The organism is Ktedonobacteraceae bacterium (assembly GCA_035653615.1).
Classification (GTDB): Bacteria; Chloroflexota; Ktedonobacteria; order Ktedonobacterales; family Ktedonobacteraceae; genus DASRBN01.
The window spans coordinates 1-15,415 of record DASRBN010000044.1; the positions used below are offsets into that span (position 1 = coordinate 1).

The following is a 15,415-nucleotide window of genomic DNA, read 5'->3' on the forward strand; positions in this document are numbered from 1 at the left end:
ACCAGCCGCCTGGACGTGTACCGCCAATGACGTTTCAATCCCCAACGGGCGTCTCAGGCCATTTAGCCGCGTGAATGGTGGGATGAGCGATTTGGCAAGTCTAGTTTCAATCCCCAACGGGCGTCTCAGGCCATTTAGCCGCCGGAGTTCGCGCTTGCTAGCACGACCATGCTGATTGGTTTCAATCCCCAACGGGCGTCTCAGGCCATTTAGCCGTGGGACGTTCTCGTTTCCGCTGCCGCCGTTGCCACGTTTCAATCCCCAACGGGCGTCTCAGGCCATTTAGCCGCGCCTACTCCTACACACACAGTAACTATTACAGCTGTTTCAATCCCCAACGGGCGTCTCAGGCCATTTAGCCGTTATGGGTACTATCGCACCAGTTGACGAATTGACTGTTTCAATCCCCAACGGGCGTCTCAGGCCATTTAGCCGGTAAGGGATTTGCTCCAATATGGTCACTGGAGTTAGTTTCAATCCCCAACGGGCGTCTCAGGCCATTTAGCCAATCTGCTCCCACAATAGACGAGTTGAAATACTATTGTTTCAATCCCCAACGGGCGTCTCAGGCCATTTAGCCTGTAGGAAGCATCACCGAATGCCACGAAAGGTGATCGGTTTCAATCCCCAACGGGCGTCTCAGGCCATTTAGCCGTATCATACGGTCAAAACTTGCAAGGTATTGGTAAGTTTCAATCCCCAACGGGCGTCTCAGGCCATTTAGCCAAGACGATCGCAACCCCAATTGCATCAACTCAAGTAGTTTCAATCCCCAACGGGCGTCTCAGGCCATTTAGCCCCTCCGGCGCTGGCAACCGGTACCGCGCCTTGCGCAGCGTTTCAATCCCCAACGGGCGTCTCAGGCCATTTAGCCGCGGTTCCACGCTTGCTTCTGCAACTGGAATACCACGTTTCAATCCCCAACGGGCGTCTCAGGCCATTTAGCCGGCTCGCTGTACCCTCATACCGATTTGCTATTTAGTAGTTTCAATCCCCAACGGGCGTCTCAGGCCATTTAGCCCTCAGGGTGGCACGACCACTGCCCCTGCCAATGGAGGGTTTCAATCCCCAACGGGCGTCTCAGGCCATTTAGCCCACGAACTGACCCATCAGTACAGGAGCAATAATGCTGTTTCAATCCCCAACGGGCGTCTCAGGCCATTTAGCCACAGGTGACTTTGTGGGTGGATTTTTGGACATGCGCGTTTCAATCCCCAACGGGCGTCTCAGGCCATTTAGCCTGTGCAGTATGGACATGGCACATCACCGGTTCCATTGTTTCAATCCCCAACGGGCGTCTCAGGCCATTTAGCCCCGGGTGAGGCAGACTTTACCCTAAAGGTGGAAGTGTTGGTTTCAATCCCCAACGGGCGTCTCAGGCCATTTAGCCCGAATCAAATGCTTGACCTCTAAGAAGGCGTACATGGGTTTCAATCCCCAACGGGCGTCTCAGGCCATTTAGCCCCGGGTTGCGTGGCCTGCTTGCAACTGTAAACTTTGGTTTCAATCCCCAACGGGCGTCTCAGGCCATTTAGCCTGTTCAGCCACCATACTGCGACACGTTTTTTCACATCGTTTCAATCCCCAACGGGCGTCTCAGGCCATTTAGCCCACGCCATCTGCGGACGAGCGTCCACTCACTGGGATGTTTCAATCCCCAACGGGCGTCTCAGGCCATTTAGCCGATGGAATTCCTTACATGGCATCACACGCACTATACGTTTCAATCCCCAACGGGCGTCTCAGGCCATTTAGCCGCCGCGGCCTCGCCTATGAGTCCGGCGCCGACTTTTCCGTTTCAATCCCCAACGGGCGTCTCAGGCCATTTAGCCATGGATGGGTAATCCCCACCATCTCCAACGGTCACAGTTTCAATCCCCAACGGGCGTCTCAGGCCATTTAGCCCATGAGTTGTGAGCCACCGACGTTAAACGGCTCATCCAGTTTCAATCCCCAACGGGCGTCTCAGGCCATTTAGCCACCGTTGTCGGTGTGGAATTATCACGCCACGGCTGACAGTTTCAATCCCCAACGGGCGTCTCAGGCCATTTAGCCGTTTCTGGCAGTTTATGCTGCATCCCAGGTCGATGATTGTTTCAATCCCCAACGGGCGTCTCAGGCCATTTAGCCCTGGAGAGATTTTCGCCTGCACTGCAAAGCACTGCTGGTTTCAATCCCCAACGGGCGTCTCAGGCCATTTAGCCGGGGGGACTGCTGTGTAGTGAGTGGCCTCCCTCTCATCGGTTTCAATCCCCAACGGGCGTCTCAGGCCATTTAGCCCCCCGACTTGAAGAACGTGGAGCGCATCCTGGAGTTCGGTTTCAATCCCCAACGGGCGTCTCAGGCCATTTAGCCCAATTGCCAGGTATGCTGTAAGGACAGCTTCAACTGAGTTTCAATCCCCAACGGGCGTCTCAGGCCATTTAGCCGGCGTCTAAACCAGGGTAACATAGATATCCCCTCCAAATGTGTTTCAATCCCCAACGGGCGTCTCAGGCCATTTAGCCTTTGGATTACTAGTCTCCTGCGGAATCCCTGCTTGTGTTTCAATCCCCAACGGGCGTCTCAGGCCATTTAGCCTCTCATGACTTCTCCCCATTCCTCGTAAGAAATCCAGGGTTTCAATCCCCAACGGGCGTCTCAGGCCATTTAGCCCCAATAGTTGCAAAAGCGCCAAAGCGTAAGAGAGGGAGGTTTCAATCCCCAACGGGCGTCTCAGGCCATTTAGCCCCAGGATTTGAACCAGGCTCAGCTCGAGCTGGTGATCGTTTCAATCCCCAACGGGCGTCTCAGGCCATTTAGCCTGAAGTTGGAGGGGTTGTAAAATGCGGGCATCTCTGCTAGTTTCAATCCCCAACGGGCGTCTCAGGCCATTTAGCCCGCTACCCCCGTAGTATAGCATAGGAAGCCAATTTATGCAAGGGTTTGCGAGGCACTCGTTTTTTGGGCTATTTTTGGGGTCAAAAAAGAGGGCATTTTGGGCGCATTTTGCTCTAAAGCCGCTCCTGGCGTGCTGCGAGGGATCGAGCTTGGAGATTCCGTCACTGCGACCCTCGCGGCAGAGCTTATACAATAAAAAGGATGTCGTCCTTCGGCGGGGGATCACCGATGGTTTCTACTTTCGCGACACAGTTCGCGCAGAGGGGATAAAATCGCACGCTGTCCTGCGTATCGACGAGGTATTCATCTAACTTCGCTTGCAAGAGGATCATGTCTCTCCTGCTGAGAAAGCATTCAAATAACGAGTACTGCGTCCATTTGCCAAATCCGGTCAGAATCTGGTGTATCTTGGTGCGCCTGCGATCATCGGGAATATCATAGGCCACCACGTAGCACATCGTCTGCATGCTGCTGCGACTCCTGCTAGCCATTGTCCTCTCCTATCGAATGCGCAGCGGTGGATACTCATCAATCTCGCCGGTCAGGTATTTCCCTAAGAGCCTGGCCTGGAGTTCAATGCAGCGCCGGTAGGTGGTTCTGTAGCCGAATAATGGATGCTGCACTTCTTCGTTCAGGCGTTCTTCCAATTTCGTGAAGAATACTTTGCGCTTCTCCTGCTTGAGATTGTATGCGCCTAACTCTACGACAAAATCATTCGGACTCATCATGCGATGATTCAGCATGTTCAGCACCATCGAATCCACGATAACGGGCCGGAATTCTTCCAGAATATCGAGTGCCAGGGCTGGACGACCGTAAAAGGAACTGTGCAGGTAGCCCACATAGTGGTCGAACCCTACCAGCTGTACCGCGCTGGCAACTTTGCTGGTCAGCAGTGAGTAGCCAAAGCTGAGCAGCGCGTTCACCGGGTCGGTCGGCGGTCGCTTGACACGCCCTGGAAATGGCCATTGCCTGGGGTCGGAGAACAATTTGCCGAAACAGCTAAAGTAGGCCGCGCTGCCCGCACCCTCCATCCCCAGAATCGCTTCCAGGGGCGTACCTTCTATCCGGTTATCTCCCGTCGCCAATCGCTGTGGGACGTGTACCGCGTCTAATCGCAGCGCTGCCAGTTGCTGTAGCAGTGAGGTGATCTGTTCAATGGCCTGCCTCATCTCGGCATCGGATTGACGGCGCTGGTACCGTTGCAACATGGTGCGTTGATTCATGAGCTTACCCATCACGAAGCGCCGCGCCAGTTCGCAGCGTTTGCCCATATCCAGGTGCGCGCGATACTGTGCCATGCGCAGGATGGCATTCCTGGAGAACGCGGGCGAGAGGCGACCCTTGAACTGTCCAAAATGGCTCATGAAGGTGATCTCGATGTCGCGCTCGAGCAACAGGCGCAGGGCCGAGGCCGTCATTGTTACCTCGCCCATCACCACCACTTCGTCTATTTTGATCAGCGGCACGCGCTCCTTGCGAGCCGGGACGGCCGCCGCGCCATCCTTCGCGCGCCTTTCGGGAATTTGCACCAGCAGGCTGTCTTCGCCGTCGCGCCGTACCAGCGCATAGTCTTCGGTCAGATACAATGTTGGCATGTCTATGCTCCTTTCAACCAGACCTACGTAAGCTTTTTCGCTTGCAGCATTCGCACTTCCTCCGGCATACAGAGCGGCAGCAGGCTGCATTTGGGGCAGCGTGCCGCCAGTTGACCTGTAAGCGGCGGTGGCGGAGTCTCAAGCGCCGCTATTTTCAATGCCTGGACGATGGCGGCCCGCGTCCTGGCGCGCAGTTCCTGTGTGAAACGTACCTGCACGCGCCTGCGCGAGCCAACGTAGTAGATGTAGCCATAGGGGATGAGCGGCTGGCCGGGACGACGCTCTTCCAGACACAATGCTTGCGCGCACAGTTGAATGGAATGATTGAGCCAGTCGCCCTGCTGCCCGTGCTTGTATTCCACCGGTACAGGCACGCCTGCCCGCTCCTCGATCACATCGGCAAAACCCGTCAGGCGCAACGCCTCGGAATACAGGTAGAGGCGCGTGATCTGCATCTCCCCCTCCGCCGTCGTATGTGTCCCTTCCTGGTGGACACGCTCGTGTTCCAGCGTCCCCTCCAGCACGTATTCATTGACCAGCATCTCCCCCTGCACGAACTGGTAGTAAAACTTGCGCGGGCAGTATTCCAGCGCGTTGAGCGAGGAGATGGGGATCATCTCCGTCTGTGGTATAGTTGCCATGGCTTATTGTATTTCCTCTTGATCTTTTCGGGTTTCCTAGTATACTTGTCTTGTACCGGTGTGGCAGGAGCAAGACCTTTTCTCCATCTCCCGTCTGGGATTGAAATTATACTCCATCACTTGTGAACTGTTGCCGGTAATTTGGCAGGGACGCGGGGCCGATACATCGGCCCCTCCAACCATTACTCACAGCCTTTTCCAAACCAAACTGCTACCCTTTCAAAATGCTCTTTTGCCGGTACGCGCGTAGTTGAATGCCGTTGGTGGTCGCGAAAACCCTCCGATTGTTTCCGGCGCGCTGCCAGTAACGATTGAGCAACCAGTCGCGCCCCTTGCCTGGGTGCCGCCGACCCGCCCAATCGAGGAGCCGCTGCTCCAGCAGATCATCGTAGCGGTTCAGCGTTGCCGCCGGAACGATACCGTTGTAGTAGTTCGCCCAGCCCATAATCATGGGATTGAGTTCCTCAATCACCTGCGCCTGCGGAGCCTGCTGCAACTGCCGTAACTTTTGCTCGATGGCCGCCAGGTGCCGATTGCTCGCCTCCTGGCCGGGGGCCACGATGGTCTTCAATCCCGTTGGGCGCAGCGGCGACGTGAGCCGCTGCATAAGGGATGTGAATCCAGACATGCTTGCCTGCGCCGGTGCCCGTCCCTGCCCGCTCCTGCCTGGAGAAGGTTGCTCTCTCGACTCCTGATGAATGTGAAAGCCCAGGAAATCGAAGCCGACCTGGCCTGAATAGGGCATCAGCGTATGCGCGATGCGTGTTTTGCCGGGATGCAGGTGCAATCCCATCGTTGCCAGCCACTGCCGGACTCGTTTGGCCGCCTGTTGCAGTTCCTTGAGGTCGGTATGCAAAATCACGAAGTCGTCGGCATAGCGTATCAGCAACGGCCGCTCCTTTGCCTGATCTCTGGCGGTACTGCCAGCTGCTATGGCCTCCATTCCATGCAGCGCCACATTCATCAATAAAGGCGAAAGCACGCCTCCCTGGGCAATGCCCGTTTCGACGGCATAGTAGGTGTGGTCGTCGATCACCCCCGCCTTGAGCCAGGCCTGAATGGTCTCGCGCAGCGCAGGATAGGTTTGCAGCTTGTCCAGCACCATCGCCTGGTTGACATGATCAAATGCCCCCTCGATATCAGCATCGAACACATAGGTAGGCTGGCGTTCAATCGCGACCAGAATGGCCGCGATCGCATCATGCCCACTGCGACCGGGACGAAAACCGAAGCTATGTGGCTCAAACTGCGCCTCCCACTCCGGTTCAAGCGCCAGTTTCACCAGCGCCTGCTTGCAGCGGTCGATCATCGGCAGGATGGCCACCGGGCGCTGTTCCGTCGTACCCGGCTTGGGAATCCATACTCGCCGCACCGGTCGCGGCACCTGTTGTCGCCAGTTCCGCGGATGAATCGTCGCCGCCATCGCCAGCCGCTCCTCGGCACTCAGCGATTTAACGCCATCGACGCCCGGCGTATGCCTGCCCGAATTCTCCTCCGCCGCGCGGCGCACCGCCAGTAGCCGGGCCGCCTCGGACTCCATCAATCGCTGCTGCAAGGAATGTACCGCCTGCTTATCCCCGCGCTGGCATGCCTGTGAAATCTGCATCTGCATGCGCACCACCTGCTGCTCCAACGATTTCCACGGCACGCCATTGCGTGCTGAATTCGCCGGAGCAGCCGCCTGTTGCACGCGCGCGTTTCCCGATAGTTTCTTATCTTTCATCTCCTATGTCCGATTCACTTTCAATACAAACGCGACAAAGGGCCGATAAATCGGCGGTGCCCACGATAAATCGGGGCCTACGGCCATCACCCGGTCACCCATTTGCCCCGTTGCCACCCTGTGACGATGAAGCGGCACCCCGGCGGTGCCGTAGGGGCCGATTCATCGCGCCCAGCGCCGATTCATCGGCCCTACGTGGGAAACCGACCACTGCTGGATTGCTTCGTCAATGCCTACCATCCTGTTCCTGGAACAGGGTCTATTTGCCGGACGATTGCCCCACCCTGGGCGCGATAAATCTGGCCTCTACATCCTCGCCCCCATCACACATTGCACACAAAACACTGCTTGTTCCTCATCCGCACGCTCTCTTTATCCTCGTAGATGCTCATCGCGCCGTTGTTTTCGTAGACCAGGATGGGTACATGCCTGTATACATCCGTGTACTGGTTGATCAATACATCCACCAGCATCGTCGCCAGGTACGTGTTCAGCGTTTTAACGGCAGGCTCCTTGACATTCATGCCCGTCACATAGCCTCGTTTCACCAGCTCCTCGCGGATCATCTGATCAGGATGCTTCTCACTCGCGACCTTCGTCGGGTTGATACGGTGCAGGCATTGCAAGCACAGCCTGTCGCCCACCCTGGCCGTAATCACTTCCCCACTCATATCCTCGATCTTGCCATCCTTCACCGTGATGTTAACCCCTACAGAGAGCAGCGGCACAAAGTATTCGATGGAGAGTTCCTGCGCGCGCAACCGGCTGGAATGGTTATCAGTCGCCACAATGATCCAATCGGAGAGCGCCAGCACGCTCTCGATCTCCTGGTCATGCACATCCTTCCTGTAGGCCTGTACGGTGGCCTTGGGATTAATGCGGGTGAGATGCCGCTTGACCACGTCCACCTTGGGCAGCTTCCTCTGAGCATCCTCGTAGTACGCGCCCACGACGCGGTTCAGGTTCGACATCTCCAGCACATCGGGGTCAATGAGATTGATCTCGTGAAAGCCCATATGAATGAGATGTTCGGCGATGATGGAACCTAATCCGCCGACGCCCACAATTGAGATGACCTGGTCATGCATGATCGTTCGCATCACGTCCAGGCCCAGCACCGCCGCGCCGCGATTGAAAAAGCCCTCGGTAGCCGTCACCGCCGTCTTTTCGTATTGATCATCCGCGTATTCGCGAAAGTCGGCGCTCGCGATACGCTCCCGACTCGTCTGCGTCTTCAGTTGCGCGGTTTTGGGAATGATGGAGCCACCGTTGAGCGTCCAGACGCGCGCAGAGTAGCGGCTCTGCGAGAAAACGATGCTGGCGTAGTGAATACCGGCAAATGTCTCGTGCAAAAACTGGAAGAAGGTCTGCTCGTCGCCATCATCTGTGGCCGAGAACGCGACCCGCCCCTGCGAGAAGGGGTGTGTATGCACATCGATAATCGTATCGACATCGTAGCGCCTGGTCATCTCGGCCAGCGCCGCGTGGACGAAATCCTTTTTGATGCGCAAGAAGGCCACATTCTGCGTATTGTAATCCGCCTGCGAGGGATATAGCTGATCGATAACGTTGATGATCATACAGCCATTGACCCGGCGCGTCTTCCCCAGCAAAATCGCAAAATGCTCCTTCGAAAGATCCTCCAGTAGCGTCTCTCGCAACTGCTCAAGATCGCCATTTTTAAACTTGATCTGATAACGCGATTGTGTAGTATGCATGAATGGTTCCTTTCGTAATATGGATAGGTTTTTTGCACCGCCCCTGGGCATGTCATTCTGAGCGTAGCGAAGAATCCCCCGGCTTTTTCGCCCCCCACTCTCGCCCGGTCTGCTTCCGAGAAACACCTGATTGGGTTTTTGGGAAGGTGAGGGTGAGGCTCTTACGACCGTTCATGGTGGAGTCGCTCTTCCTGGCACACAGCTGTGTACACGCCAGGGGCCAGGTTATGGGCATGCACACATTGGTATGGTAATCCCGCCAGGGGGCCGATCAATCGGCGATGCCCGCGATAAATCGGGGCCTACGGCATCCCGCCGCGGCGAAGCCGCGTAGGGGCCGGGCAGTCCTGTCTGGGGGACAGGCATACCGTACCCATCGCCGATTTATCGGCCTCCACGTCCATCCCAGAGTATTTTGTCAAAAACCTTCATCGGGCCTGGCGCAATTACCCCGTTATTTTGTTCAAGCCCATCATCACGCCCTCTGATTGAGCCTGCTCGAATTCACATGCCTATCCTCACCATGGGGCACGATGATGCCTTTCAACAAACGATGGTGGTCAACCACGCCGGGCCGATGAATCGGCGCTGGGCGCGATCAATCGGCCCCTACGACCCTCCCCATACATCCCTATTCCTCCGTTCCCGACAACACTTCGCTAATCAGCGTAAAGTATGTCCAGAGGCTATCGCCCTTGCGCCAATCTCCGGGATGTATGACCGGGGCCGGCTGCCATCCCCCGGGGTTGATGTAGACGCAGTACCACTTCCATCCCTGCGTCAAGGGGTCGCTGCAGGCCTCGTGATAGGCTTGCTGGTACAGGTGCCCGTTGACGGAGAGCGGTATATCTTGCCTGAGGTAGAAACCGACCGGCGGCAGCACCGGATATTCGGTCGGGAAGACAACCATCAGATCGGTCGTTTGAGCGATGTTATGCCAGATGGGCGGCAACACATAATTGTTGGCTATCATCCAATCGGCATTTTCCTCGTCAAACGACACGCCACGCTTGAACAAGTTCTCCGCGATATCGTAAACCTGTTCAGTGATGATCTGTTTGGAAAGCCAGGTTCGCACTCCCCCATAGGTGACGCCCTTCGTGCGGTCAGGAATCGTGGTAATCTTGACCGGATTGCCATGCTTGTCGTACAGTTCCGCCGGCGTATAGGTATGGCTCGGCTGCACAGGACGGAAAGCCATTCCCTGCTGGATGACCGGGCGCCGGCCAACTCCAGGATTCAATTGCTGGATCAAATTCTGCCCGGTAATGCCCCCGGGTGGAACCTGAATCCTTCGACCATTAATGATCGCCATGAGTAATTTCTCCTTCTAGCTTCTCGATTGAGAGCGATCTTATAACGTCACATCATCGCTGCTGTCCGCGACAGCCACACCCGTCTCCTCGCCTTTCAGATCGACGGTGATCTTTGCCCCTGGTTCGTCCGCGTCCAGGTCAAGCGCCTGCGATTCGATGAGTTTTTGAAACTGATCGTCCTCGAGCCTGTCCGCGCTTGCATTGCCATCCAGGGCCGCCAGGTAGCCGTCATAGTACACGGCCAGGTTGATAAAGCCCGAAGACTTGATCAGGATATCCGTTCCAGCATTCTCCAGAAACGTCGCCACCTCGACTCGCACACCGGCCCGCCTGACCTCCTGAATCAGCGGGATAAAATCGGAATCGCCGGTCGCCAGCACAATAATGTCCGGCTTGACCTGGTACACCACGCGCTGCACGTCCATCGCGATCTCAACGTCGAAGTTGCATTTGTACGTACCGCCCGCGATCGTACCCATCTTGGTAGTGACGATGTAGCCGGCCCGCCATAGCTCCTCAATCTCCGCGTCCAATCGATGCTCGTTGCGCGGATTGATGGGGACGTAGCAATACGCCTCGACGAGAAACCGCTGCTCGCCGACATAGTGCAGCAGGTCGGCGTAGTCCATGCGATACCTTTTCTCCCTGGCCGCGCGATTGACGTTGGCGTAATCCAGGAAGAAGACAACCTTTTCCTTTTCCATAATGTTCACTCCTCCTTTAGGAATGTGACTTACCTGGCCACTTCAGTTCGACTGTTAGTGATTGCCCAGAAGCGAGGCCGGGATTCTTCGCTGCACTCAGAATGACATGACCTGTGCATGTCATTCTGAGTGCAGCGAAGAATCCCTCGTGCCATTCTCAGACCGGCAGACACTCCTCGTTCTGGCAAATTTCCAGTTCGACTGTACTTGAAGTGTTTCTCTCCAGGTGTTAAACTACGTAGCGGAAGGTTCAGTTTTCCCTTCCACTACGAGCATATCCGTAAAGGTTGTCATTGAGAATGACATCTTTTGTCATTAGATTTTGATAGCAACGGGTGAAAAACTATGACATATGCAGGTCGCCCGCGCCGTGAGGAAGAGAGGCCGGATAGCGCATTTGGCAAGGCGCTCAAACACTACTTACAGCGTATCGAGGATTTCACACAGACCGATTTAGCCAGGGAGACCGGCATTCCCGAAAGAACGCTCTCCCTTATGGTCAAGGGGGAACGCGCAAGCGGCACGACACTGCGGCGCGATCTGCGCGACATCATCAAGGTCCTGTACAAAAAGAATGCGCTTCATTCGCTTGCAGAGGCCAACCAGCTGGTGACCAGCATTCCAATGATCAAAGAACTGGACGAGCGCGATTCCGATGACGCGGCAGTAATCAAACTGTTCAGTACATCCCTGACCGAAAACGAACGACTTGCTCGCATTGAGGAGCGCATCCGGCACGTGCTGCGCGATAACGCGGTTGTCGATCACACACAGTTGTTCGGCGTCGACACGCTGCTAAAGAAATTAAAAGATGACCTCTTCGCGCCGCAGGGTGCATGGGTGATCAGCCTCTGTGGCGAGGGCGGACTCGGCAAAACGGCCCTCACCTATGAAGCGGTCGCTCGTTATGCAGCCTCAGCAGGCTTTACCAGGGTTGGCTGGGTTTCGGCCAAAACATTCCAATTGCTACCCGATGGCATACTCTTGAGAGATGGCAGCGCCGAACTGCATTGGGGCAATATACTCAAAAAATTAGCGGACCAGCTCGGTATTCGCCTTGGTGATAACTCGAGCGGGTGGATCAAGGATTTTCAGCGCGGAATACGCTCGCTTCCGCCAGGAGAACGCTGCCTGCTCGTTGTGGATAACCTCGAAACGGTTCAGGATATCGATGAGGTCATCCAGTACCTGGGCCGCAACACGCTCGTCAATCCGCATAAGATACTCCTCACGACCCGCCATGCTCTGTTAGGAAAAGTGCAGTACCTGGTCGAACGGCACGTCAAAGCCCTTGAACTTGAACCGGCCTTACGCTTTATCCGTACTCTCGGTGGCGATGTTGTCGAACAGGCAAGCGATGACGAACTGCGGCCCATCGTAGATGTTACCGAGGGCAACCCCCTCTTAATCAAGCTCTTCGTCACGCGCCTGCTCGTGAGCCACCAGCCGCTCGATTTTGTCGTGGAAGAGTTACAGGCGGTTAATCAGCGCCTCGGCCAGAACATCATCGACTACCTCTACGCGGAATCGCTCTCGATGCTGCAACAACGCTGCGGCAAAGAGGCCGCGCGTCGTCTCCTCAACGCCTTTTGCCCACTTGGCGCCGGAGATAGCGTGACCTACGGGGCGCTGCGCACCTACAGCGACATCGCGGACGACGAGGTGTTTCACAATACGCTCAAGGTTGCTTGCGACCTGTCATTAATTCGCAGTTTGAATCTCAATGCTCGTTTTTCCATTCATAGCCTGTTATGGAAATTTGTGTGTGAATACTGAGAAAATTCATGCAATCAATAGACGACACCGCTATCGAACAAAAAATACAAAACATCCGCGCCACGAAAGCGGATTTTCGCCAGGCGGATGACAGGCGTAACGCCTTTGAAAGAGTATTGCGCGATTACTATGAACGTCTTCGCATGGCCCAATCTCCTTCCCAGGAAGACATCATCCAATCGCTCCATGTCCTCTACCGGGCATTGAACGCGCCGGAACTGGTTGATCAGCAGTTGCTCATCGACTTCATCGCGGTCGTTATTCGTTTTGTGGAAAACGCCGGTGTGGGCTACGAATTCAGCAAAGGCTTCATAGACAAGGCCATTCAGGTCTATCGAAAAGCAGGCTTTTCGCCCGTCGAACTCTACCAGGCGAAGGCCGACCTGCTGCGCCTCAATCAACTCGAAAGCGCCGAGCGCGAGCAGGCGCTTCTGGAAGCCAGGCGCTACGCTGAAGTTTCAGGCAACGCCGAAATGCTGCTGCGCGTACTCATCTCATGCGCCGTGTACTACACCGAAGTGAGCCAGTACCAGAAGGCCCTTACGGCCTGCCAGGAAAGCGAGCAACTGATCGAGCGCCATAGCCACCTGCAAAAGTACCGGCCCAAATTGCTGACCCTCTTTGGCATGAACTACACGCCACTCTTCAAATACCAGATCGCCAAAGACTGCCTGATGCAGGCAAAAACATTGCTCGATGCTGAAGAAAACCGGCAGGATGACGGTGAAAACTATGAAATCTGGGTCAGTTCGATGGATACGATCTATCACTACCTGGGCCGTATCTACGCAGCGGAAGGCGACCTGCAAGCAGCCATGTATCACTATGTCGAAGGGCATCGCTACCAGCACATGTTTGCTCAGGAGCCTCGCTCGCGCCTCGCCTTCTACCACCTGCGCATAGGCGAACTGCTCACTTCAGCCTCGCTACTGGAGCAGGCTCGCGACCACCTGCTACTGAGCCAGGAAATGTTCGACGCCATCAAATTCTCCAGTTCAGGGCGCCTGCAAGTCAGCGCCGCCTGGGCCGCGCTTTACAGCAAGGAAGGAGATTACGTGCGGGCGCGAGAATATATCCTCGACGCCAGAAAAGAGGCCCGCAACAAGCAGTTTTCCCGCGGCGAACTCTGGTGCCTGGTCAAACTCTTCTGGCTGGAACTGGGTCATTTCCACCTGTATCGTGCCATCGTCGCTGCTATCCAGGCGCTCGGAACCTGGCGTCACGGAGAACTGCGGCGCAACGAAACCCTCAGAATGCTTGGTCACTACTTCGTACAGGTCGTCTCCGCGCCTATCAAACTGCTGAGCCGTAAGCCCCATACCGTGATGGGCGCCGGAACGCTCAACGCCAGATTGCAGGCGTGCATTTGCCCCCTGCACCAATCCTGTGATCCCCAAAAGAGATTCTTCGCTCCGCTCAGAATGACATGCTGGCTGTGTCATTCTGAGCGCAGTGAAGAATCCCGCTGGCCTGTCATTCTGAACGAAGCAAAGAATCCCGCTGGCCTGTCATTCTGAGCGCAGCGAAGAATCCCGCTGGCACAAGGCTCACATTCTTCCCCCTGGTTCCTCACGGCTTCGGCTCGCGCTCAGCATGACACCGCCAGAGCCACTCGGATGACCGGCTTTGAACGTGAGATTTCATAATTAAGAGTAGCGCCTCTCCCTCGCCCGCTCGCGAATCACCTGCAGATCAAGCAACTCCGCGACCTCGTAGGTCGTGACCGCCCCGGCAGCCGGGCGCAAGCGTATCAATGCCGGGAAATGTCCCATGCGTCCATGCAGTTCCGCCAGCAAAACGAAGGCGGCGGGCGCGTATCCAGGGGGATTGATGAGCAACTGGCGCGTCTGCCACTCTTCCGATGAGAGGCCAGCCGCGTTTACCAGCTGCGCGATTTGTGGTTCCAGGGCCTTCGCCTGGTCGATCTGTACCGGTATCGTGCGAACATCCTCTACAGGCATGCCGGCCAGCGCCTCAATGCGCGCTCGCTGCTCGGTCGTGAAAGGATGCGAAAAGTTGATGACAAGCATAGAAATACTCCTTCAAATAGGCAAGAATGTGATCTCCCCGAGTATATCCCATAACCTTTCAGAATAGATGAGAAAAACTTCTGAAAAATATCAGAACATTTCTGATGTATTTAGCTCCCAGACAGGATATACTCTACCCGTGGTCTGTTTCAAAGTAGCGCGAAAAATGCCGGTAGAGAAATCGCTGGTCGAATGGCCCATAGTCCGCGCTATCCCAGACCTGCGCGCAGGTATCCAGCAACTTATCTCTATGGCTATACACTGTTTTGATGGAGAGGCAGAGCCGGTCGGCGATCTCCTGGGCGGTGAGACCATCCGCGATACCGCGCAGGACATCGAACTGGCGATGCGTAATCTTCTGGATAAAAGCCTCGCAGCGCGCGTGTTCTTGCGCGTCCATGCGCGCTTTCCCGGCCTGCTGGGCCGCCTGCGCGCTGGGAAACGACTGCGCCAGCAAGGGAACGTAATCGGCTATAGGAAAGAACGGCATCTCGATCAGGTTCACCCTTGCATCGGGCGGAACGTGCATCTGCGCGCCGTCTCTCACCTGCGCCTTGATAGCTTCGGGCGTGTAGATGTGCCAGATATGGTCGAACGAGTCGAATTTGAGCTGCGCGGCTGAAATGGCCAGCAGCGCCATCAGTCGCCGCCCACCGGTCACCGACAGGTGAATATGGCGCGGCTGCTGTTTCAGCTCCTCGAAAAAGCTGTAAATGGTGTCGCGCGTTCCTTTAGCAGAGGTGTTGTCGGTGATATCGTCCAGCGGAATGTGATCGAGTTCCAGGATTTTCGGGCGAAAAGGGCAGTTGATGATGCGCCCATCGATCTGATAATGGTCGTCCGGAAATTCGGCGTGCAGGCAGTCGAGAGCATGTCGCAGGCGCGGCTGAGCGGCGCGTGGGAGAATTACGATCACCTCGCCTATCGTTACGCCATGCCGCAGTAACAGGTCGAGCGTGAACGTCACCACCTGCGGCTGCCCGCCGAGGGTGGCTACCAGCGTCTGAATATAGTTCAATTCGGGCATTC

General features: G+C 55.9%; 12 protein-coding genes and 1 CRISPR repeat array. Of the genes, 3 read left to right on the top strand and 9 right to left on the bottom strand.

Annotated elements, in window-relative coordinates; all coding sequences use genetic code 11:
- Positions 1–31: 31 nt before the first annotated feature.
- Positions 32–2,880: a CRISPR direct-repeat array (repeat unit 37 nt; unit sequence GTTTCAATCCCCAACGGGCGTCTCAGGCCATTTAGCC).
- Between the two features lie 185 nt (positions 2,881–3,065).
- From cas2 to VFA09_26950, 5 genes are all read right to left on the bottom strand, one after another.
- Complete coding sequence (gene cas2 / locus VFA09_26930) at positions 3,066–3,371, bottom strand: CRISPR-associated endonuclease Cas2 (protein ID HZU70940.1); 306 nt, start codon at positions 3,369–3,371, stop codon at positions 3,066–3,068.
- Between the two features lie 9 nt (positions 3,372–3,380).
- On the bottom strand, positions 3,381–4,478 hold the full coding sequence (cas1d, locus tag VFA09_26935) for a type I-D CRISPR-associated endonuclease Cas1d (GenBank protein HZU70941.1): 1,098 nt from the start codon (positions 4,476–4,478) through the stop codon (positions 3,381–3,383).
- Positions 4,479–4,501: 23 nt separating this feature from the next.
- A complete protein-coding gene (gene cas4, locus VFA09_26940) occupies positions 4,502–5,119 on the bottom strand; it encodes a CRISPR-associated protein Cas4 (GenBank protein ID HZU70942.1) in 618 nt (205 codons plus the stop codon).
- 211 nt (positions 5,120–5,330) lie between these two features.
- On the bottom strand, positions 5,331–6,842 hold the full coding sequence (locus VFA09_26945) for a reverse transcriptase domain-containing protein (GenBank protein HZU70943.1): 1,512 nt from the start codon (positions 6,840–6,842) through the stop codon (positions 5,331–5,333).
- 323 nt (positions 6,843–7,165) lie between these two features.
- Positions 7,166–8,560: a ThiF family adenylyltransferase gene (locus VFA09_26950; protein ID HZU70944.1), complete on the bottom strand. Its 1,395-nt coding sequence runs from the start codon at positions 8,558–8,560 to the stop codon at positions 7,166–7,168.
- Positions 8,561–8,690: 130 nt separating this feature from the next.
- Here VFA09_26950 and VFA09_26955 point away from each other — a divergent pair, with 130 nt between their 5' ends.
- Positions 8,691–8,894 (top strand): hypothetical protein, encoded by a 204-nt coding sequence (locus VFA09_26955; GenBank protein ID HZU70945.1) that lies wholly within the window; start codon positions 8,691–8,693, stop codon positions 8,892–8,894.
- A 297-nt stretch (positions 8,895–9,191) separates the two neighbouring features.
- On the opposite strand, the gene VFA09_26960 is transcribed toward VFA09_26955, so the two are convergent.
- Together VFA09_26960 and VFA09_26965 are read right to left on the bottom strand one after the other, a co-directional pair.
- Positions 9,192–9,875, bottom strand: a complete 684-nt coding sequence (locus VFA09_26960; GenBank protein ID HZU70946.1) for a hypothetical protein — start codon at positions 9,873–9,875, stop codon at positions 9,192–9,194.
- A 39-nt stretch (positions 9,876–9,914) separates the two neighbouring features.
- A complete protein-coding gene (locus tag VFA09_26965) occupies positions 9,915–10,580 on the bottom strand; it encodes an NYN domain-containing protein (protein ID HZU70947.1) in 666 nt (221 codons plus the stop codon).
- 345 nt (positions 10,581–10,925) lie between these two features.
- On the opposite strand from VFA09_26965, the gene VFA09_26970 reads away from it, so the two are divergent.
- A complete protein-coding gene (locus VFA09_26970; protein ID HZU70948.1) occupies positions 10,926–12,356 on the top strand; it encodes an NB-ARC domain-containing protein in 1,431 nt (476 codons plus the stop codon).
- A gap of 8 nt (positions 12,357–12,364) precedes the next feature.
- Complete coding sequence (locus VFA09_26975) at positions 12,365–13,873, top strand: hypothetical protein (GenBank protein HZU70949.1); 1,509 nt, start codon at positions 12,365–12,367, stop codon at positions 13,871–13,873.
- A gap of 129 nt (positions 13,874–14,002) precedes the next feature.
- Here VFA09_26975 and csx15 read toward each other — a convergent pair whose 3' ends face one another.
- On the bottom strand, positions 14,003–14,386 hold the full coding sequence (csx15, locus tag VFA09_26980; protein HZU70950.1) for a CRISPR-associated protein Csx15: 384 nt from the start codon (positions 14,384–14,386) through the stop codon (positions 14,003–14,005).
- Positions 14,387–14,519: 133 nt separating this feature from the next.
- On the bottom strand, positions 14,520–15,413 hold the full coding sequence (locus VFA09_26985; GenBank protein HZU70951.1) for a CRISPR-associated ring nuclease: 894 nt from the start codon (positions 15,411–15,413) through the stop codon (positions 14,520–14,522).
- Positions 15,414–15,415: the final 2 nt, after the last annotated feature.